Annotated in this window: 21 protein-coding genes; 15 read left to right on the plus strand and 6 right to left on the minus strand. The window is 70.7% G+C overall.

Annotation, left to right across the window (positions count from 1 at the left end; genetic code table 11):
- Positions 1-61: 61 nt before the first annotated feature.
- The 8 genes from map to truA all read left to right on the plus strand — a co-directional run bounded on the left by map (position 62) and on the right by truA (position 5,258).
- Entirely contained in the window at positions 62-898 is an 837-nt protein-coding gene (map, locus tag AMK18_RS10850) for a type I methionyl aminopeptidase (RefSeq protein WP_073862637.1), read from the plus strand.
- Positions 899-1,062: 164 nt separating this feature from the next.
- A complete protein-coding gene (gene infA, locus AMK18_RS10855) occupies positions 1,063-1,284 on the plus strand; it encodes a translation initiation factor IF-1 (protein ID WP_003956442.1) in 222 nt (73 codons plus the stop codon).
- Positions 1,285-1,344: 60 nt separating this feature from the next.
- A complete protein-coding gene (rpmJ, locus tag AMK18_RS10860) occupies positions 1,345-1,458 on the plus strand; it encodes a 50S ribosomal protein L36 (RefSeq protein ID WP_003956441.1) in 114 nt (37 codons plus the stop codon).
- A 191-nt stretch (positions 1,459-1,649) separates the two neighbouring features.
- Complete coding sequence (gene rpsM, locus AMK18_RS10865) at positions 1,650-2,030, plus strand: 30S ribosomal protein S13 (RefSeq protein WP_018101211.1); 381 nt, start codon at positions 1,650-1,652, stop codon at positions 2,028-2,030.
- Positions 2,031-2,135: 105 nt separating this feature from the next.
- A complete protein-coding gene (rpsK, locus tag AMK18_RS10870) occupies positions 2,136-2,540 on the plus strand; it encodes a 30S ribosomal protein S11 (protein ID WP_003948617.1) in 405 nt (134 codons plus the stop codon).
- 137 nt (positions 2,541-2,677) lie between these two features.
- A complete protein-coding gene (locus AMK18_RS10875) occupies positions 2,678-3,700 on the plus strand; it encodes a DNA-directed RNA polymerase subunit alpha (RefSeq protein WP_003966937.1) in 1,023 nt (340 codons plus the stop codon).
- A gap of 138 nt (positions 3,701-3,838) precedes the next feature.
- Positions 3,839-4,315, plus strand: coding sequence for a 50S ribosomal protein L17 (gene rplQ, locus AMK18_RS10880; protein WP_018101210.1), 477 nt, complete (start codon positions 3,839-3,841; stop codon positions 4,313-4,315).
- An 88-nt stretch (positions 4,316-4,403) separates the two neighbouring features.
- Positions 4,404-5,258, plus strand: a complete 855-nt coding sequence (truA, locus tag AMK18_RS10885) for a tRNA pseudouridine(38-40) synthase TruA (RefSeq protein WP_073862638.1) — start codon at positions 4,404-4,406, stop codon at positions 5,256-5,258.
- An 8-nt stretch (positions 5,259-5,266) separates the two neighbouring features.
- On the opposite strand, the gene AMK18_RS10890 is transcribed toward truA, so the two are convergent.
- Positions 5,267-6,121: a hypothetical protein gene (locus tag AMK18_RS10890; RefSeq protein ID WP_073863229.1), complete on the minus strand. Its 855-nt coding sequence runs from the start codon at positions 6,119-6,121 to the stop codon at positions 5,267-5,269.
- Positions 6,122-6,179: 58 nt separating this feature from the next.
- On the opposite strand from AMK18_RS10890, the gene AMK18_RS10895 reads away from it, so the two are divergent.
- The 4 genes from AMK18_RS10895 to glmM all read left to right on the plus strand — a co-directional run bounded on the left by AMK18_RS10895 (position 6,180) and on the right by glmM (position 10,568).
- On the plus strand, positions 6,180-7,808 hold the full coding sequence (locus AMK18_RS10895) for an ABC-F family ATP-binding cassette domain-containing protein (RefSeq protein ID WP_198957010.1): 1,629 nt from the start codon (positions 6,180-6,182) through the stop codon (positions 7,806-7,808).
- Positions 7,809-8,032: 224 nt separating this feature from the next.
- Entirely contained in the window at positions 8,033-8,476 is a 444-nt protein-coding gene (gene rplM / locus AMK18_RS10900; RefSeq protein WP_018101206.1) for a 50S ribosomal protein L13, read from the plus strand.
- A gap of 45 nt (positions 8,477-8,521) precedes the next feature.
- Positions 8,522-9,046, plus strand: coding sequence for a 30S ribosomal protein S9 (rpsI, locus tag AMK18_RS10905; RefSeq protein WP_018101205.1), 525 nt, complete (start codon positions 8,522-8,524; stop codon positions 9,044-9,046).
- Positions 9,047-9,209: 163 nt separating this feature from the next.
- Positions 9,210-10,568 (plus strand): phosphoglucosamine mutase, encoded by a 1,359-nt coding sequence (gene glmM / locus AMK18_RS10910; protein WP_018101204.1) that lies wholly within the window; start codon positions 9,210-9,212, stop codon positions 10,566-10,568.
- A 37-nt stretch (positions 10,569-10,605) separates the two neighbouring features.
- Here glmM and AMK18_RS10915 read toward each other — a convergent pair whose 3' ends face one another.
- The 3 genes from AMK18_RS10915 to coaA all read right to left on the minus strand — a co-directional run bounded on the left by AMK18_RS10915 (position 10,606) and on the right by coaA (position 14,208).
- Positions 10,606-12,156: a PH domain-containing protein gene (locus AMK18_RS10915; RefSeq protein WP_073862639.1), complete on the minus strand. Its 1,551-nt coding sequence runs from the start codon at positions 12,154-12,156 to the stop codon at positions 10,606-10,608.
- Positions 12,157-12,239: 83 nt separating this feature from the next.
- Entirely contained in the window at positions 12,240-13,196 is a 957-nt protein-coding gene (locus AMK18_RS10920; RefSeq protein WP_073862640.1) for a DUF389 domain-containing protein, read from the minus strand.
- Between the two features lie 19 nt (positions 13,197-13,215).
- The gene (gene coaA, locus AMK18_RS10925; protein WP_018101201.1) at positions 13,216-14,208 is read right to left on the minus strand and encodes a type I pantothenate kinase; all 993 of its coding nucleotides are present in this window, start codon (positions 14,206-14,208) and stop codon (positions 13,216-13,218) included.
- A gap of 137 nt (positions 14,209-14,345) precedes the next feature.
- Between coaA and AMK18_RS10930 the strand changes: the two genes are divergently transcribed.
- Positions 14,346-15,194, plus strand: a complete 849-nt coding sequence (locus tag AMK18_RS10930) for a hypothetical protein (protein ID WP_241836534.1) — start codon at positions 14,346-14,348, stop codon at positions 15,192-15,194.
- A 176-nt stretch (positions 15,195-15,370) separates the two neighbouring features.
- Positions 15,371-16,123, plus strand: coding sequence for a DUF6008 family protein (locus AMK18_RS10935; RefSeq protein ID WP_018101199.1), 753 nt, complete (start codon positions 15,371-15,373; stop codon positions 16,121-16,123).
- Between the two features lie 87 nt (positions 16,124-16,210).
- Here AMK18_RS10935 and argG read toward each other — a convergent pair whose 3' ends face one another.
- Positions 16,211-17,656 (minus strand): argininosuccinate synthase, encoded by a 1,446-nt coding sequence (argG, locus tag AMK18_RS10940; protein WP_018101198.1) that lies wholly within the window; start codon positions 17,654-17,656, stop codon positions 16,211-16,213.
- Positions 17,657-17,791: 135 nt separating this feature from the next.
- Here argG and AMK18_RS10945 point away from each other — a divergent pair, with 135 nt between their 5' ends.
- Complete coding sequence (locus AMK18_RS10945; RefSeq protein ID WP_073862642.1) at positions 17,792-18,250, plus strand: DUF4396 domain-containing protein; 459 nt, start codon at positions 17,792-17,794, stop codon at positions 18,248-18,250.
- Positions 18,251-18,263: 13 nt separating this feature from the next.
- On the opposite strand, the gene AMK18_RS10950 is transcribed toward AMK18_RS10945, so the two are convergent.
- Positions 18,264-18,908: a dihydrofolate reductase family protein gene (locus tag AMK18_RS10950; RefSeq protein ID WP_073862643.1), complete on the minus strand. Its 645-nt coding sequence runs from the start codon at positions 18,906-18,908 to the stop codon at positions 18,264-18,266.
- Positions 18,909-18,935: the final 27 nt, after the last annotated feature.

Here is an 18,935-nt window from a genome sequence, read left to right on the forward strand (position 1 = left end):
CCGCCGCGTATCGTGGAAGACCCGCCCCCCGTTCACCGTCCCACCGGAAAGGCGCCGCAGCATGGTGCAGATCAAGACCCCCGAGCAGATCGCGAAGATGCGCGAGGCGGGGCTGGTGGTCGCTGCCATCCACGCGGCCACCCGTGAGGCGGCGGTGCCCGGCGCCACCACCCGCGACCTGGACCAGGTCGCCCGCAAGGTGATCGCCGACCACGGCGCGAAGTCGAACTTCCTCGGGTACGGCGGCTTCCCCGCGACCATCTGCACCTCGGTCAACGAGGTCGTCGTCCACGGCATTCCGGACGACAGGACGGTCCTCAAGGACGGGGACATCATCTCCATCGACGCCGGCGCGATCGTGGACGGCTGGCACGGCGACGCCGCGTACACCGCCTTCGTCGGTACGGGGCACGCGCCGGAGCTGGTCGAGCTCTCCCGGGTGACCGAGGAGTCGATGTGGGCCGGCATCGCCGCGATGAAGGTCAACAACCGCCTGGTCGACATCTCGAAGGCGATCGAGTCCTACATCCGCCGCCAGCCCCGCCCCGCCACCGGCAAGTACGGGATCATCGAGGACTACGGCGGGCACGGCATCGGCACCGAGATGCACATGGACCCGCACCTGCTGAACTACGTCTCCCGCAAGCGCGGCAAGGGCATCAAGCTGGTCCCGGGCGTCTGCCTGGCCATCGAGCCCATGGTCTCGCTGGGCACCCCGCACACCGAGGTGCTGGAGGACGAGTGGACCGTCATCACCACGGACGGCACCTGGTCCTCGCACTGGGAGCACTCCATCGCCCTCACGGAGCAGGGCCCGCTGGTCCTCACCGCCCCGGACTGCGGCCGCGAGAAGCTGGCGCAGTACGGCGTCGAGGCGGCGCCGGACCCTCTGGGCTGATTGGAGCCTCCGGGGAGGTCTAAGGATCTCCCCGGATGGGCAAACTTGACGGATTCGCCTTTGGGAGTCCGCTGACGTAGACTGACTCGTCGGCTCTCGTGCATCCGTGTGCCCGCATACGAAGAGCGAAAGTCGATCAAGGTAGCCGATTCGAAGGGCGAAGCGTGGCCAAGAAGCAAGGTGCCATCGAAATTGAGGGCACCGTGATCGAGTCCCTCCCGAACGCCATGTTCAAGGTGGAGCTCCAGAACGGTCACAAGGTCCTCGCGCACATCAGCGGCAAGATGCGTATGCACTACATCCGCATCCTCCCGGATGACCGGGTCGTCGTGGAGCTTTCTCCGTACGACCTGACGCGTGGCCGGATCGTCTACCGCTACAAGTAGATCTTGCCGCCGTCCGCATCCGTGCGGACGTGGGCACTGACCCGGAGAACCTGACATCCCATGAAGGTCAAGCCGAGCGTCAAGAAGATCTGCGACAAGTGCAAGGTGATCCGCCGTCACGGCCGGGTCATGGTCATCTGCGACAACCTGCGCCACAAGCAGCGCCAGGGCTGACGCACGACCCCCTGCATCTCGCAGTTCGCGCGACGCACGTAATACGTACATACGCAGAGCCCGTCCAAGCCACGGCTGACGGCACCTCCGGCGGGGGCCGGGGACCCGGACGTACCACCTCTCCCAGCGAGGGGTCGGCGGCCGGGAGTGGCTCTGCGGAAGACCCCCGACTTAACAACTGGAGCCATTGAATGGCACGCGTTTCAGGTGTTGACATCCCGCGCGAAAAGCGCGTGGAGGTTGCCCTCACCTACGTCTTCGGTATCGGGCGCACCCGGTCCAAGGAGATCCTCGCCGCCTCCGGCGTGAACCCGAACACCCGCGTTCGCGACCTGGCCGAAGAGGACCTGGTCAAGATCCGCGAGTACGTGGACGCCAACCTCCGCACCGAGGGTGACCTCCGCCGCGAGATCCAGGCCGACATCCGCCGCAAGGTCGAGATCGGCTGCTACCAGGGTCTCCGTCACCGCCGCGGTCTGCCGGTCCACGGCCAGCGCACCAGCACCAACGCTCGTACCCGCAAGGGTCCGCGTCGCGCGATCGCCGGCAAGAAGAAGCCCGGCAAGAAGTAGTCCTCAGCGGACGCACTGCGGGCGACCGGCACCCCCGGCCTCCGCAGCAACCAGCGGTCTTCGCTGTAGGACCGATCACCTCCCCTCTCCATCTGGAGTCAAGACATGCCCCCCAAGGGTCGTCAGGGCGCAGCCAAGAAGGTGCGTCGCAAGGAAAAGAAGAACGTCGCTCACGGCCACGCGCACATCAAGAGCACGTTCAACAACACGATCGTCTCGATCACGGACCCCACGGGCAACGTGATCTCCTGGGCCTCCGCCGGCCACGTCGGCTTCAAGGGCTCGCGCAAGTCCACCCCCTTCGCCGCGCAGATGGCCGCCGAGTCGGCCGCCCGCCGCGCGCAGGAGCACGGCATGCGCAAGGTCGACGTCTTCGTGAAGGGTCCGGGCTCCGGCCGCGAGACCGCGATCCGCTCCCTCCAGGCCACGGGCCTCGAGGTCGGTTCGATCCAGGACGTCACCCCGACGCCGCACAACGGCTGCCGTCCGCCGAAGCGTCGCCGCGTCTGAGTCGTCACGGCCGGTGACGGCCGTGCGCCAGTAGTGCCGGGTCCGGGCGGTACACCTCTTCGGGGGCGTACCGCCCGTACCCTTGTTACATCTGTCGGGCATCAAATAGTGGGTGCCCCCGACTGAAGGATCACAGCATGCTTATCGCTCAGCGTCCGTCGCTGACCGAAGAGGTCGTCGACGAATTCCGCTCGCGGTTCGTCATCGAGCCGCTGGAGCCGGGCTTCGGCTACACGCTCGGCAACTCCCTGCGCCGCACGCTCCTCTCCTCGATTCCGGGTGCCGCTGTCACCAGCATCCGCATCGACGGTGTCCTGCACGAGTTCACCACCGTGCCGGGCGTCAAGGAGGACGTGACCGACCTCATCCTCAACATCAAGCAGCTGGTCGTCTCCTCGGAGCACGACGAGCCCGTCGTGATGTACCTGCGCAAGCAGGGCCCCGGCCTGGTCACCGCCGCGGACATCGCTCCGCCGGCCGGTGTCGAGGTGCACAACCCGGACCTCGTCCTCGCCACGCTGAACGGCAAGGGCAAGCTGGAGATGGAGCTGACCGTCGAGCGCGGTCGCGGCTACGTCTCCGCCGTCCAGAACAAGCAGGTGGGCCAGGAGATCGGCCGTATCCCGGTCGACTCCATCTACTCGCCGGTGCTCAAGGTCACGTACAAGGTCGAGGCGACCCGTGTCGAGCAGCGCACCGACTTCGACAAGCTGATCGTCGACGTCGAGACCAAGCAGGCCATGCGTCCGCGTGACGCGATGGCTTCGGCCGGTAAGACCCTGGTCGAGCTGTTCGGTCTGGCGCGCGAGCTCAACATCGACGCCGAGGGCATCGACATGGGCCCGTCGCCGACGGACGCCGCGCTCGCGGCGGACCTGGCGCTGCCGATCGAGGAGCTGGAGCTCACGGTCCGCTCGTACAACTGCCTCAAGCGCGAGGGCATCCACTCGGTGGGCGAGCTCGTGGCCCGCTCCGAGGCGGACCTGCTCGACATCCGCAACTTCGGTGCGAAGTCGATCGACGAGGTCAAGGCGAAGCTGGCCGGTATGGGCCTGGCGCTGAAGGACTCGCCTCCCGGCTTCGACCCGACCGCCGCCGCCGACGCCTTTGGCGCCGACGACGACGCGGATGCCGGTTTCGTGGAGACCGAGCAGTACTGAGCCTGTACTCCGGCGATTGAAAAGATGTCCTCAATCGCCGGACGGGCTTGATTTGCACATACTTCCGCTCGGCGGCCGCCGGGTGGGAACTGACATCGGTACCTGATACGGCCGGTGCAGCACACAAGGAGAAAACCCATGCCGAAGCCCGCCAAGGGTGCCCGTCTGGGCGGCAGCGCCGCGCACGAGAAGCTTCTTCTCAACAACCTCGCGAAGTCGCTGTTCGAGCACGGCCGCATCACCACGACCGAGGCCAAGGCCCGCCGCCTGCGTCCGGTCGCGGAGCGTTTCATCACCAAGGCGAAGAAGGGCGACATCCACAACCGTCGCCTGGTGCTGCAGTCGATCACGGACAAGGGCGTCGTCCACACGCTCTTCACCGAGATCGCCCCGCGGTACGAGAACCGCCCCGGTGGTTACACCCGCATCACCAAGATCGGCAACCGTCGTGGCGACAACGCCCCGATGGCCGTCATCGAGCTGGTCGAGGCGCTGACCGTGGCGCAGCAGGCCACCGGTGAGGCCGAGGCCGCCACCAAGCGTGCGGTCAAGGAAGACGCGGCCAAGAAGGACGAGACCCCGGTCGAGTCCGTCGAGGACGCGCAGGACGCCTGAGCGTTCCGGAACCACTGAACGGGTCCGCATCACCCTCCGGGGCGGTGCGGGCCCGTTCGGCTGTGCGGGATCTTGAGAGGATGCGCTGGTGAGTGACGAGGTGGAGCCCGGTTTCGTACGGGTACGGCTGGACCTGGCCTATGACGGCAAGGACTTCTCGGGCTGGGCGAAGCAGACCGCGCGGCGGACGGTCCAGGGCGAGATCGAGGATGCGCTGCGGACCGTGACGCGCTCCTCGCACACGTACGACCTGACGGTGGCGGGCCGCACCGACGCCGGGGTGCACGCCCGGGGCCAGGTCGCCCATGTCGACCTGCCGGAAGAGGTGTGGGCCGAGCACGCCGAGAAGCTGCTGCGGCGGCTCGCCGGGCGGATGGCCCCCGATGTGCGGGTCTGGCGGATCGCGGAGGCGGCGCCGGGGTTCAACGCCCGGTTCTCCGCCCTGTGGCGCCGGTACGCGTACCGCATCGCCGACCGCCCCGGCGGCGTCGACCCCCTCGTCCGGGGCCATGTGCTCTGGCACGACCGGCCGCTGGACGTGGCCGCGATGAACGCCGCCGCGGCGCGGATGACCGGGGAGCACGACTTCGCGGCGTACTGCAAGAAGCGCGAGGGCGCGACGACGATCCGGACGCTCCAGAAGCTGCACTGGGTGCGGGACCGGGAGACCGGGATCATCACCGGGACCGTGCAGGCGGACGCGTTCTGCCACAACATGGTGCGGGCCCTCGTGGGCGCGATGCTCTTCGTGGGCGACGGGCGGCGCCCCGACCCCTGGCCGGCCGAGGTGCTGGCCGCCGCCGTGCGCGACCCCGGGGTGCACGTGGTGCGCCCGCACGGGCTGACGCTGGAGGAGGTCGCGTACCCGGCGGACGAGCTGCTGGCGGCGCGCGCGGTGGAGGCCCGCAACGTGCGGACGCTGCCGGGCGCCGGCTGCTGCTAGGCCCTGGCCTAGGTCGTCGTGATGTCGGCGGCGGCGGACGCCTGGACCTCGCCGCGGTGGCGGATGCGGCGGAACGTGTAGTCCGTCAGGTCGTCGCCGGTCGTGTACACGTCCTTGTCGGCCTTGGTGGCGTTGCGGCCGTCCGTGAAGCCGCCGACCGTGAAGTACGCGTACCGGCCGTACGAGTTCGCCGTGCGGCGGCAGATCACGCCGTCGCGGCAGAAGACCGGGACGCCCGACCCGCTCAGCGAGGCCAGGCCGCCGGTCGCCAGCTGCGCGGTCCGCTTCGCCTGGGCCTCCGTGTCGAAGACCGCGATGCCGACGGTGACCGCCACGCCGTTCCGGCTGTACGTGGCCCGGATGACCTGGTCGCAGCCGTTGGCGGTGAGGATCGCGCCCAGCGCGCCCTGGGTGGTCGCCGCGCACTGCTTGGTGCGGTGGGTCGCGCCCCTGGCGTACGTACGGCCTCCGGCGGTCAGCTTGTCGTCGGGGAAGAAGGCGTCGACGTCGACCGGCAGCCGGTCCTTCTTCACGTCCGCTATGTAGTCCCGGGGGTCCGGCGGGGGCGGGGGCGCCACCGACGAGAAGGACGGCTCGGGCGCGGGGAGCTCGGTGTGCAGGTCGTCCCCCGTGGGCAGCTCGCTCGCGTGCTTCCCGGCGGAGGTGCCCTTGCCGCCGCCGTTCGCGGAGATCACCGCCGTCGCGACGACCGCGGCGACGGCCGCCGTGGCGAGGGCGCCGCCGCCGATCAGCAGCCACTTCTTGCGCCGGGCCCGGGCCGCGGAGGCATCGGCCAGCGCCTCCCAGTCGGGAGTGCCGCCGTTCCCGGGCCCTTCGTCGGGCCCCCCGTCCCCAAAGCTCATGCCGCGCATCCTAGACGGGACGTAATCCGGTTGGGCCAACCCTCCGCCGCCCGTGACAATGCTCTGCATGGGACATCTCGAAGCGGGCCACCTTGAGTACTACCTTCCGGACGGGCGGGTGCTGCTCGGCGATGCCTCGTTCCGGGTGGCCGACGGTGCCGTCGTCGCCCTCGTCGGGGCGAACGGCGCCGGGAAGACCACGCTGCTGCGGCTGCTCGCCGGGGAGCTCCAGCCGCACGGCGGCTCGGTGTCCGTGAGCGGCGGGCTCGGTGTGATGCGCCAGTTCGTCGGCTCGGTCCGCGACGGGCGCACCGTCCGCGACCTGCTGGTCTCCGTCGCGCAGCCCCGCATCCGGGAGGCCGCGCTCGCCGTCGACCGGGCCGAGGAGCGCATCCTCACCGTGGACGACGAGGCCGCGCAGATGGCGTACGCGCAGGCGCTGAGCGACTGGGCGGAGGCGCGCGGCTACGAGGCCGAGACGGTGTGGGACATGTGCACCACGGCCGCGCTGGGTGTCCCGTACGAGAAGGCGCAGTGGCGCGAGGTGCGCACGCTGTCCGGCGGTGAGCAGAAGCGGCTGGTCCTGGAGGCCCTGCTGCGGGGCCCCGACGAGGTGCTGCTCCTGGACGAGCCGGACAACTATCTCGACGTGCCCGGCAAGCGGTGGCTGGAGGAGCGGCTGAAGGAGACCCGTAAGACCGTCCTCTTCGTCTCCCACGACCGGGAGCTGCTGTCCCGCGCGGCGCAGAAGATCGTCAGCGTGGAGCCGGGCCCGGCCGGCAGCGACGTCTGGGTGCACGGCGGCGGCTTCGACACGTACCACCAGGCCCGCAAGGAGCGGTTCGCCCGCTTCGAGGAGCTGCTGCGGCGCTGGGAGGAGGAGCACAAGCGGCTGAAGGCCCTCGTGCACCGGCTGCGCCAGCAGGCGGCGATCAGCCCCGACATGGCGAGCCGCTACCACGCGATGCAGACCCGGTTCCGGAAGTTCGAGGAGGCGGGCCCGCCGCCGGAGCCGCCGCGCGAGCAGGACATCCGGATGCGGCTGCGCGGCGGCCGGACCGGGGTGCGCGCGGTGACCTGCAAGGGCCTGGAGCTGACCGGCCTGATGAAACCGTTCGACCTGGAGGTCTTCTACGGGGAACGGGTCGCGGTCCTCGGCTCCAACGGGTCCGGCAAGTCCCACTTCCTGCGGCTGCTCGCGGGCGAGCCCGTCGCGCACACGGGGGAGTGGAAGCTCGGTGCGCGGGTGGTCCCCGGGCACTTCGCGCAGACCCACGCCCACCCGGAGCTGCTGGGCCGCACGCTGGTCGACATCCTGTGGACCGAGCACGCCAAGGACCGGGGCGGGGCGATGTCCGTACTGCGCCGCTACGAGCTGGAGCGGCAGGGGGACCAGGCGTTCGAGAAGCTGTCCGGCGGGCAGCAGGCCCGGTTCCAGATCCTGCTCCTGGAGCTGTCCGGCACGACCGCGCTGCTGCTGGACGAGCCGACGGACAACCTGGACCTGGAGTCGGCGGAGGCGCTGCAGGACGGCCTGGAGGCGTACGAGGGCACGGTGCTCGCGGTGACGCACGACCGGTGGTTCGCGAAGAGCTTCGACCGCTACCTGGTCTTCGGCTCGGACGGGGTCGTCCGCGAGACCTCGGAGCCGGTGTGGGACGAGCGGCGGGTCGAGCGGGCGCGGTGAGGGGCCGCGTTTTGACCCGTCCGGGGCGGGGCGGGTAGTCTCGACGTTTGTTATGCGTATGGGCTGCACCGTCATGGTGCGACAGCCCGTACGCAGGTTCTCTGGAGCAGTTACCAGTGGCTCGCATACGGGCGTCGTCCCGGCATTGTGGGCCCCAGCTGCATGATCGCTTCAGAGGTGTCGTGTGTCTGGACCCCATCCACTGAAGAAGCGAAGGCTACGAAGTGCGTACGTACAGCCCCAAGCCCGGCGATGTGACCCGCCAGTGGCACATCATTGACGCGCAGGACGTCGTCCTGGGCCGTCTCGCCACCACGGCTGCGAACCTCCTGCGAGGCAAGCACAAGGCGATCTACGCCCCCCACATGGACATGGGCGACTTCGTCATCATCATCAACGCCGACAAGGTTCACCTGTCCGGCAACAAGCGGACCCAGAAGATGGCGTACCGCCACTCCGGGTTCCCGGGCGGTCTGCGCTCCGTGCGCTACGACGACCTGCTCGCGAACAACCCCGAGAAGGCCGTCGAGAAGGCCATCAAGGGCATGATCCCCAAGAACTCCCTGGGCCGTCAGATGATCTCGAAGCTGAAGGTCTACGCGGGCGACCAGCACCCGCACGCTGCGCAGCAGCCGGTCCCGTACGAGATCACCCAGGTCGCGCAGTAGTTCCGGCCTCCCCCCAAAGACATAAAGAAAGATCTGAGGAGAATCGTGGCCGAGACCACTGTTGAGACCGTCGAGGGCACCGAGGGCGAGGAGACCTTCGCCGAGGTGACCACCTTCGAGTCCGAGGTCCCCGTCGAGGGTGAGTACACCTCCGAGTCGCTCGCCGGCCGCTTCGGCGACCCGCAGCCCGCCGCCGGCCTCGGCCGTCGCAAGAACGCCATCGCCCGCGTCCGGATCGTTCCGGGCACCGGCAAGTGGAAGATCAACGGTCGCACCCTCGAGAGCTACTTCCCGAACAAGGTGCACCAGCAGGAAGTCAACGAGCCCTTCAAGGTGCTCGAGCTCGACGGCCGTTACGACGTCATCGCCCGCATCGCGGGTGGCGGCGTCTCGGGTCAGGCCGGCGCCCTGCGCCTGGGCGTGGCCCGCGCGCTGAACGAGGCGGACGTGGACAACAACCGCGCGACCCTCAAGAAGGCCGGCTTCCTCTCCCGCGACGACCGTGCGGTCGAGCGCAAGAAGGCCGGTCTCAAGAAGGCCCGCAAGGCCCCGCAGTACAGCAAGCGCTAAACCGCCTGCTCACCCGCGTTACCGTTCGCCCCGGCGGCACCTCTCGTGCTGCCGGGGCGTTCGTTTATCGACATCCTCGGGCATATAACGGCATAAGGCGTTCATAGGCTTGTTGGTTGCGTGATCTGACTTTTGCGTTTCGGAGCACTTTCGGAGGACACCAGTGGGACGACTCTTCGGCACGGACGGCGTGCGCGGTGTCGCCAATGCGGACCTGACGGCCGAGCTCGCGCTCGGCCTCTCGGTGGCCGCGGCACACGTACTGGCCGAGGCGGGCACCTTCGAGGGCCATCGGCCGACGGCCGTGGTGGGCCGCGACCCACGCGCCTCCGGAGAGTTCCTGGAGGCCGCCGTGGTGGCCGGCCTGGCGAGCGCGGGCGTCGACGTCCTGCGCGTCGGCGTGCTGCCGACCCCGGCCGTGGCCTACCTGACCGGCGCGCTCGGCGCCGACATCGGGGTCATGCTCTCCGCCAGCCACAACGCCATGCCGGACAACGGTGTCAAGTTCTTCGCCCGGGGCGGCCACAAGCTCGCCGACGAGCTGGAGGACCGCATCGAGACGGTCTACGAGCAGCACCGCACCGGTGAGCCGTGGACCCGCCCGACCGGCGCCGGTGTCGGCCGCGTCACGGACTACGTGGAGGGCTTCGACCGGTACGTCGCCCACCTCATCGGCGTCCTCCCGAACCGCCTCGACGGCCTGAAGGTCGTCCTGGACGAGGCGCACGGCGCCGCCGCCCGCGTCTCGCCCGAGGCGTTCGCCCGCGCCGGGGCCGAGGTCGTCACGATCGGCGCCGAGCCGGACGGGCTGAACATCAACGACGGCTGCGGCTCCACCCACCTGGAGCTGCTGCGCGCCGCCGTCGTCGAGCACGGCGCGGACCTGGGCATCGCGCACGACGGCGACGCCGACCGCTGCCTGGCCGTGGACGCGGCGGGCGAGGAGGTCGACGGCGACCAGATCCTCGCCGTGCTGGCCCTCGCCATGCGCGAGGCCGGGCAGCTGCGCCGGGACACCGTGGTCGGCACCGTGATGTCGAACCTCGGCTTCAAGCTGGCCATGGAGCGCGAGGGCATCCAGCTCGTCCAGACGGCCGTCGGCGACCGCTACGTGCTGGAGTCCATGAAGGCCGAGGGCTTCGCGCTGGGCGGCGAGCAGTCCGGCCACGTCATCGTCCTGGACCACGCCACGACCGGCGACGGCACCCTGACCGGCCTGATGCTCGCGGCCCGGGTCGCCGCGACGGGCCGCTCGCTCGCCGAGCTGGCCGGGGTCATGGAGCGCCTGCCGCAGGTCCTGGTCAACGTCCCGGACGTGGACAAGTCCCGCGTGCACACCTCGCAGGAGGTGGCCGCCGCCGTCGCGGAGGCCGAGCGCGAGCTGGGCCACACCGGCCGCGTGCTGCTGCGCCCCTCGGGCACGGAGCCGCTGGTACGGGTCATGGTCGAGGCGGCGGACATCGAGCAGGCCCGCTCGGTGGCGGGGCAGCTGGCGGACGTCGTGAAGTCGGCGCTGGGCTGACCGGCGCCGGAGTTTTTGGCGCGGCGACGACCCGGCTTCACGGCCGGGTCGTCGCCGTTTCCGGGTCCCGCCCGCCGTCGCGGCGCTCGCGCTCCAGCGCGTCGGTGATCCGGGCCAGGTCCGCGGGGGCGGCGGCCAGCCGGACCGGCGTGCCGTCGTCGTCCAGCTCGGCGATGTGCCAGCCCCGGGGGACGGTGTCGCCGTCGCTGCCCCGGGCCCGCCGCACGCCGGTGACGGTGAGCCGTTCCGCCGGGATGCGGCGGGCGGCGAAGCGGCCGGGGCCCGGGTGGGGCGTCACGGCCGGCGGGCCGTCGCCGACGACCACGTGGGTGCCGAAGTGGTTCGGGTTGTAGGCGGTGGCCTCCAGGAAACGGGCGGCCAGGAAGTGGTCGCGCCCGTCCGGGGCGGCGGCCCGGGCCTCGCCGGGGGCACGGACGCGGGTGGCGCGCCAGGCGAGGCCGAGCACGGCCGCGGTGACCGCCGCGCCCGCCGCCGCCCAGACGACCCTCCCCGGCGAGCCCAGCGGGTCCGTGGAGTGCAGATAGAGCAGGGGCAGCAGCCACACGGCCGTCACGCCGAGGGCGCCCGCGAACGGAAGGGCGGAGGGCAGCAGCTCGTCGTCGCGCAGCCCGCGCCCGCGCCTGCGGACCAGCAGCCGGGCCCCCGCGTAACCCGCGCCCAGCAGGCAGAGCGCGGAGAACACGGCGAGTTCCCCGGGGCTGATCAGGTGGTCGTGCCAGACCCGGTGCTCACCGGTGACCGTCCTGGCCGAGCCGTGCCAGAAGACCAGCTCCACCTTCTCCCCGGCGCGGAACGCCGCGGCGTCGTCCTGGGAGACCGCGAGCCGGTCGATCGGGCGGTCGTCGGTGAAGTACAGCCAGCTGCTGCCCCTGCCCCGGTTGACGTCGGTCCGCTCGATCACCCCGTCGAAGGTGTCCAGGCAGTCGCGGCGCTCGGCGGCCGGGGTGGCGTCGGTGCAGTCCACGGCCGCCCGCCACGCCCGCTGCTCCGACGCGGCGTCCGCGACGTACGACGCGGCCACCGCCGAGGCGGTGAGCAGCACGACGCCCACGATCCAGGTGATGACGGGCCGGCGCCCCGCCGACCGGGGCGTGATGACCGGGGCCTCGCCGTCCGACGCGGGGCTCCCGTAACGGCGGTGCAGCGCGCGCAGCGCCTCCAGGTCGGCGTCGAAGTCCGTGGTGGCGGCCCCGCTCGTCGGCAGCGGCAGCCGCCAGGTGCGCCCGTCCTCCAGCAGCACGCTGACGCGGTGGATGTCCTGGTTCCGGCCGGTCTGGATGTACCGGCGCAGATCCACGATCCGGGACCACGGCACCGTACGGCGGCGCAGCAGGGTCCGGGAACGCAGTCCGTACGCCCCCGCGCTGAGCCGGGCGGTGGCCGCGTACAGGAAGACCAGTCCCAGCAGGGCGACCAGTGCCCCCGCCGTGAACCACGGGTCGAGCGGGCCGCCCAGGTGCCCCGCGCGCAGCGCGGCCACGGCCGCCCCGGCGCCGCCCACGCCGACGCCCCACCACAGCGCGCGCCGTGACGGAGCGCGGCAGATCACTTCCCCGATTTCGGCCATGGCGGAAGACTGCCATCGGCTCCCCGCCGGGCACTTGTGGGGGTTACGGAAGTCTCGGCGGCCCTCACCCTGCCGGTCAGGCCCTAGGGGGCCGTCGGCTTCGTGTGGGCGCGCTGGAAGTGCCGGGTCCTGCGCCACAGGGCCTTCTGGGCGAGCAGGGTCAGCGTCCCCGCCGCGACGATCCCGCCGAGGTTGGCCAGCAGCTGCTTGACGGACCCGGTCATCTGGCCGTAGTCCCGGTAGCTGAAGGCCACCGCCGCGTTGGCGGCCGCCGGCACGGTCGTCACCGAGATCGCGACCCCGATGAGCGCGCCGGACTTCGCCGAGGTCAGGGAGAGCGTGCCCGCGATGCCGGCGAGGAACGCCACGACGAACGACATCCAGTCCGGCTGCCAGACGAACGCGGTGTTGGGCCGGTCCCCCTCGATCATCGCGCGGTCGAACAGCCCGAAGACGTCCATCAGCCAGGCGAAGCCCACGGTGAGCAGCATCGCCGCGGCGAACCCGCCGATCAGCGCGATCAGCGAGCGCACCACCAGGCGCGGGGCGCGCTGCACGAGTGCCGTCGAGATCCCGGCGAGCGGCCCGAACTCGGGGCCCACCGCCATCGCGCCGACGATCAGGATCGCGTTGTCGAGCATCACCCCGCAGGCCGCGAGCATCGTCGCGACCGCGAGGAAGGCGACAAAGGTGGCGCTGAACGTCGAGTCGTCGTGCGTGGCCTCGACCAGCTCCTCCCAGAGCACCGCGTCCGACCCCTCACCCGGCGCCTCCTCCTCCGCCCGGTCGGCGCGCGCGGAGAGCGTCAGGTCCATGTTCTCGACGGTGATCGCCCCGTACTCGTCGAGACCGAGCCGGCGCAGCGCCGCGATCAGCTCGTCGCCCGCCTCGCGCGCCACGTCGCACAGCACCATGTCGCCGACCGGGTCGCGCGAGACGCCCGGCAGCACCGCGAGGTGGGCGGTGCCGACGGTCCGCTCCAGCAGGTCCGTCACCTCGTCCGTGCGGTCGGCGGGGACGAGCAGGCGCAGGTGGAGCACGGAGCGGCCCCTTCCGGAGTCAGAGTTTGCGCAGTGACAGCCGCTGGACCTTGTGGTCGGGCCCCTTGCGCAGCACCAGCGTGGCACGTCCGCGGGTCGGCGCCACGTTCTCCACGAGGTTCGGCCGGTTGATGGTCCGCCACATGGTGGCCGCGTACTCCATCGCCTCGGCCTCGGAGACCTGGGTGTACTTCCGGAAGTACGAGGACGGGTCCTGGAACGCCGTCTCGCGCAGCTTCCGGAAGCGGTTGAGGTACCAGGTCTCGATGTCCTCCGGCTTGGCGTCCACGTACACGCTGAAGTCGAAGTAGTCGGCGAGCCCGACCCTGGTGCGGCCGTCCTTGCCGGGCAGGGCGGGCTGGAGGACGTTCAGCCCCTCCACGATGAGGATGTCCGGGCGGCGCACGGTGAGCCGTTCGCCGGGCACGATGTCGTAGATCAGGTGCGAGTAGACCGGGGCGGTGACCTCGTCCTTGCCCGCCTTGATGTCGGCGACGAAACGGGTGAGGGCGCGCCGGTCGTACGACTCCGGGAAGCCCTTGCGGGACATCAGGCCGCGCGCGTGGAGCTCCTTCATCGGCAGCAGGAACCCGTCGGTGGTGACCAGCTCGACCCGGGGGTGCTCCGGCCAGCGGGCCAGCAGCGCGCGGAGGATGCGCGCGGTGGTGGACTTGCCGACGGCGACACTGCCCGCGACGCCTATGACGAACGGGGTGCCGCGCTGCGCGCCCTGCCCGTTGCCCGCGTCGCCGAGGAAGGTGTTGAGCGCGCCGCGCAGCCCGGAGGTGGCCTGCACGTACAGGTTCAGCAACCGCGAGAGCGGCAGGTAGACGTCCCGCACCTCGTCGAGATCGATGACGTCGCCGAGCCCGCGCAGCCGCTCCACCTCCTCGGCGGTCAGCGGCAGCGGCGTCTTGTCGCGCAGCGCGCTCCACTCCGCCCGGGAGAGGTCGACGTACGGCGTCGCCGCGTGCTCGGCGCGTCGGGGGCTCCGTGCGGGTGAAGTGATCACGTCTTCATTGTTGCGGGAGTTTTACGGGAGCGGGGGGTGGGCTCGGTCACGTGGGGGAGCGGGCACACCGGTGCGGGCCCGGTTCCGGGGCGCTGGTAGCCTGCCGCCCCGCCTTTCACCTACGTAACGGGGTGCGCATGAAATCAGGCAGAACCGGGGCCGTGGCCGCGCTCGCGGGGGCTCTGGCCCTCTCGGCGCTCACGGCTCCGCCGGCGACGGCCGCGGACACGGGCACGGTGTCGGGGATCGTCGTCAACGGGGGCAAGCCGATCGTGGTGGGGACCATCGATGTGAAGAGCGTGCCGGTCTCGTACCGGGTCAACCTGCCCGCCGGATACAGTGCCGCCGACCCCTACAGCTGGAACGGCGGGCCGTACCTGTATCACGGGACCACGGCCGCCGAGGGGGCAGCGCACGGCATCGGGATGAGCGAATACGGCTGTTACGAGGTGACCGAGAGGGTCGCGCAGTGCGCGGGCACCCTGTCCGTCGACCCCCGCTACGACCTGGCCGTGAACAGCGACGCGACCGCATGGACGGTCGGCTACGGAGTCGTGCTCCTCGGCAACGACGATGCCATCAAGTCCGAGAAGCACGTGGGCACGTCCGGCCGCGTTCAGGTCCGGCGCTACGCCAAGGCCACCGTCAACGCCGCTCCCGAGCCCGTGGCGAAGGGCAAGCCGATCACCGTGACCGGCACGCTGAAGCGGGCGGACTGGGTGAAGCACACGTACACCGGGGTCGCGGACGCGTCCGTCCAGTTGCAGTTCCGGCCCAAGGGCACCACCTCGTACGACACCGTGAAGACCGTGCGGTCCAGCTCCACGGGCGCGCTGAAGGCGACGGTCACCGCGACCCTCGACGGGGACTGGCGGTGGAGCTTCGGCGGCTGGTCCACCACGGGCAGCGCGGTCTCGTCCGGCGACTACGTCGATGTGAGCGGTGCGGGCGGGCTCGTCAGAGAGATGCACGCACGTCCCTGGTGACCTGGGGCGATGGGGGCCGGGCGTGCTTCGGGGCGCCCGGCCCGCTGCTCGTCGGTGCCGGATTCCGCAATCAGGAAGAAGCGAAACGGGCGGTTCGGCAGCAGTCTCTTCGCACACGTATGTGTTTCTCGAAGGGACCTCGTATGGACCACTCAGGAATGCCAGGAATGACGGGTATGCCCGGGATGGAGTCCACCGCGTCGACGGTGGACACCCTGGGCGCCGTCCTGTTCATCGGCTGGGCCGTGGCGATGTGGGGCGCCGTAGCCGTGCTCGCGGTCGGCAACCGGCGGCCGCTGCGGCCGGGGCTGTACAAGGTCGCCGTCGCGCTCATCGGCATCGGCGTCATCGGCCAGATCGGGCACTTCCAGGAGCACGTCGCCCAGGCCGCGTACTGGATCGGGCACCCCTACGACCCGGCGTGGATGACGCCGTGGGGCAACAGCTTCTCGCGCGGGTTCGGGCAGGTCGACGCGAGCAAGCCGTCGCTCGGGATGGAGATCCTGCATCTGATCGGGAACTTCATCTTCCTCGCCGGACTGGTCGGCATCGTGCAGATCACCCACCGGGTCGCCGGGCAGCTGAAGTCGCGCAAGTGGGCCCGGATGGGCGTCTGGATGCAGGGCATCCACGGGCTGGAGCACGTCGTGCTGACCCTCTCCGTCGCGCTCGGCGCCAGCCGGGCCATCGGCCTGTCGACCTGGTTCGGCGCCATCGAGCCGGGCCCGGCGCTGGCCACGTACCGGATCTGGTGGCACTTCGTGGCCAACGCGGTCGGCACGACCATCCTCGGGATCGCGGTGTACCACCTGTGGAAGGAGAAGCGGGCGGTCAGGGCGAGCTTCGGTCTCACGGAGGACGCCCCGGCGGCGGCCACCCCGGCGGAGGACGACCCCGCGCGCACCCCCGAACCGGCGGGGCGCCCCTGACCGTGGCGCCGCGCACTCCCCCCCGTACGGAACAGAGCCGGCCGGGCACCCCGAGGGGTGTCCGGCCGGTCGTCCGTGCGGGGCGGGTCAGTCCGTGCCGGCCTCCATCGCCGCGCGGTCCAGCATCTCGTCCTGGTCCGAGACCTCGCCGCGCGAGGCGATGGCCTCGGCGCCGCCCTCGGGGAGCTGGCCGATCAGGCCGGTGGCGGCGGCCTGGGCCGCGCCGATGGCCGGGTTCGCGGTGCCGATCATGCCGAGGCCCGCGTACTGCTCCAGCTTGGCGCGGGAGTCCGCGATGTCCAGGTTCCGCATGGTGAGCTGGCCGATGCGGTCGACCGGGCCGAACGCGGAGTCCTCGGTGCGCTCCATGGACAGCTTGTCCGGGTGGTAGCTGAAGGCCGGGCCCGTGGTGTCGAGGATCGAGTAGTCCTCGCCGCGCCGCAGCCGCAGGGTGACCTCGCCGGTGACGGCCGTACCGACCCAGCGCTGGATCGACTCGCGGACCATCAGCGCCTGCGGGTCCAGCCAGCGGCCCTCGTACATCAGCCGGCCGAGGCGGCGGCCCTCGTTGTGGTACTGGGCGAGGGTGTCCTCGTTGTGGATGGCGTTGACCAGGCGCTCGTACGCGGCGTGCAGCAGGGCCATGCCGGGGGCCTCGTAGATGCCCCGGCTCTTGGCCTCGATGATCCGGTTCTCGATCTGGTCGGACATGCCCAGGCCGTGGCGGCCGCCGATGGCGTTCGCCTTCAGGACCAGGTCGACGGCGGTCTCGAACTTCTCGCCGTTGATCGTGACCGGGCGGCCCTGGTCGAAGCCGATCGTGACGTCCTCGGTTTCGATCTCGACCGACGGGTCCCAGAACCGCACGCCCATGATCGGCTCGACGGTCTCCACACCGGTGTTCAGGTGCTCCAGCGTCTTGGCCTCGTGGGTGGCGCCCCAGATGTTGGCGTCCGTGGAGTACGCCTTCTCGGTGCTGTCCCGGTAGGGCAGGCCGTGGGCGACCAGCCACTCCGACATCTCCTTGCGGCCACCGAGCTCCGTCACGAACTCGGCGTCCAGCCAGGGCTTGTAGATGCGCAGGTGCGGGTTGGCCAGCAGGCCGTAGCGGTAGAACCGCTCGATGTCGTTGCCCTTGAACGTGGAGCCGTCGCCCCAGATCTGGACGTCGTCCTCCAGCATCGCCCGGACCAGGAGCGTGCCGGTGACCGCGCGGCCCAGCGGCGTCGTGTTGAAGTACGCCCGGCCGCCCGAGCGGATGTGGAACGCCCCGCACGTCAGCGCGGCCAGCCCCTCCTCCACGAGTGCGGCGCGGCAGTCGACCAGGCGGGCGAGCTCGGCGCCGTACGTCTTGGCGCGGCCCGGGACCGAGGCGATGTCGGGCTCGTCGTACTGGCCGATGTCGGCGGTGTAGGTGCACGGAACGGCACCCTTGTCGCGCATCCACGCGACCGCGACCGAGGTGTCGAGGCCGCCCGAGAAGGCGATGCCGACGCGTTCGCCGGTGGGCAGGGAGGTGAGGACCTTGGACATAGGAAGATTATGCATCATCTCGCATGGTCATGCAACGTCCATGCGCATTCCCTTGCGGTAATACCCCTGGGGGTATGCGGTTGGGACGGTGCGTACGGGAAACCCGTCTCGTACCGCCCGACGGAGGGAAGCGCGATGGAACACGTCCACCACGGCGGTCACGCCACCTGGCGGATGGCGGCGCAGGCCACCCTGCACTGCCTCACCGGCTGCGCGATCGGCGAGATCCTCGGCATGGTGATCGGCACGGCCGCAGGCCTGCACAACGGCGCGACCGTGGCCCTGTCCATCGCCCTGGCCTTCGTCTTCGGTTACGCGCTGACCATGCGCGGGGTCCTCAAGGCGGACGTGCCCCTGCGGCAGGCGCTGAAGGTGGCGCTGGCCGCCGACACGCTGTCCATCGCGGTCATGGAGCTCATCGACAACACCGTCATGGTCGCCATCCCCGGCGCGATGGACGCGGGCCTGTCCGACGGCCTCTTCTGGGGCGCGCTCGCCGGCTCGCTGGCCCTCGCCTTCGTCATCACCACACCGGTCAACCGCTGGATGATCGGACGCGGCAAGGGCCACGCCGTGGTGCACGCCTACCACTGAGGGCGGACGGACCTCACTTCCGCCAGAACAGGTGGTGCGTCACCCCGCTCGGGCTCGGGACGACGTCCAGGTGGAAGCGGTCGCGGAGGTCGTCCGGGGAGTCCCAGAGGCGCATGCCCGTCCCGAACTTCACCGGGGACACCGCCACGTGCAGGGTGTCGACCAGGTCGGCGTCCAGGAACTCCCTGATGGTGGAGACCCCGCCGCCGAGCCGGACGTCCTTGCCGTCGGCCGCCTCCCGGGCCTGGGCCAGGACCTCGGCGGGCTCACCGTTCACGAAGTGGAACGTGGTGTCGGAGAGCGTGAAGGAGGGGCGCGTGTGGTGCGTCAGGACGAACACCGGGGTGTGGAACGGCGGTTCGTCGCCCCACCAGCCCTGCCAGTCGTGGTTCTCCCACGGACCGCGCTCCGGGGTGAACTTGTTGCGGCCCATGATCTCGGCGCCGATGTTGAGCGAGAAGTCCCGCGTCATGTAGTCGTCCAGGCCTCGGCTCCCGCCCGGGTCCCTCCGGCCGGGCCAGCTCGCGGTCGCCCCGGCCCAGGCGAACAGCTGCCCCGGATCGACATGGCCGAAGGGCCGTTCCAGGGTCTGGTTCTCCCCGCAGGCCACGCCGTCGGCGGAGACGGTGAAGTTCTGGACCTTCAGCAGTTGAGTCATGGGTGCTCTTCTCCCGGTGATGGGTGA

Origin of the sequence: Streptomyces sp. CB01249 (assembly GCF_001905735.1) — a bacterium.
Taxonomy (GTDB): domain Bacteria; phylum Actinomycetota; class Actinomycetes; order Streptomycetales; family Streptomycetaceae; genus Streptomyces.

Bases quoted from the DNA above. Each gene is read 5' to 3' on its own strand.
- map (WP_073862637.1), top strand. From the start codon at position 62: ATGGTGCAGATCAAGACCCCCGAGCAGATCGCGAAGATGCGCGAGGCG.
- rpmJ (WP_003956441.1), top strand. From the start codon at position 1,345: ATGAAGGTCAAGCCGAGCGTCAAGAAGATCTGCGACAAGTGCAAGGTG.
- rpsM (WP_018101211.1), top strand. From the start codon at position 1,650: ATGGCACGCGTTTCAGGTGTTGACATCCCGCGCGAAAAGCGCGTGGAG.
- rpsK (WP_003948617.1), top strand. From the start codon at position 2,136: ATGCCCCCCAAGGGTCGTCAGGGCGCAGCCAAGAAGGTGCGTCGCAAG.
- AMK18_RS10875 (WP_003966937.1), top strand. From the start codon at position 2,678: ATGCTTATCGCTCAGCGTCCGTCGCTGACCGAAGAGGTCGTCGACGAA.
- rplQ (WP_018101210.1), top strand. From the start codon at position 3,839: ATGCCGAAGCCCGCCAAGGGTGCCCGTCTGGGCGGCAGCGCCGCGCAC.
- AMK18_RS10890 (WP_073863229.1), bottom strand. From the start codon at position 6,121: ATGAGCTTTGGGGACGGGGGGCCCGACGAAGGGCCCGGGAACGGCGGC.
- AMK18_RS10895 (WP_198957010.1), top strand. From the start codon at position 6,180: ATGCTCTGCATGGGACATCTCGAAGCGGGCCACCTTGAGTACTACCTT.
- AMK18_RS10915 (WP_073862639.1), bottom strand. From the start codon at position 12,156: ATGGCCGAAATCGGGGAAGTGATCTGCCGCGCTCCGTCACGGCGCGCG.
- AMK18_RS10930 (WP_241836534.1), top strand. From the start codon at position 14,346: ATGAAATCAGGCAGAACCGGGGCCGTGGCCGCGCTCGCGGGGGCTCTG.
- AMK18_RS10935 (WP_018101199.1), top strand. From the start codon at position 15,371: ATGCCCGGGATGGAGTCCACCGCGTCGACGGTGGACACCCTGGGCGCC.
- argG (WP_018101198.1), bottom strand. From the start codon at position 17,656: ATGTCCAAGGTCCTCACCTCCCTGCCCACCGGCGAACGCGTCGGCATC.
- AMK18_RS10945 (WP_073862642.1), top strand. From the start codon at position 17,792: ATGGAACACGTCCACCACGGCGGTCACGCCACCTGGCGGATGGCGGCG.
- AMK18_RS10950 (WP_073862643.1), bottom strand. From the start codon at position 18,908: ATGACTCAACTGCTGAAGGTCCAGAACTTCACCGTCTCCGCCGACGGC.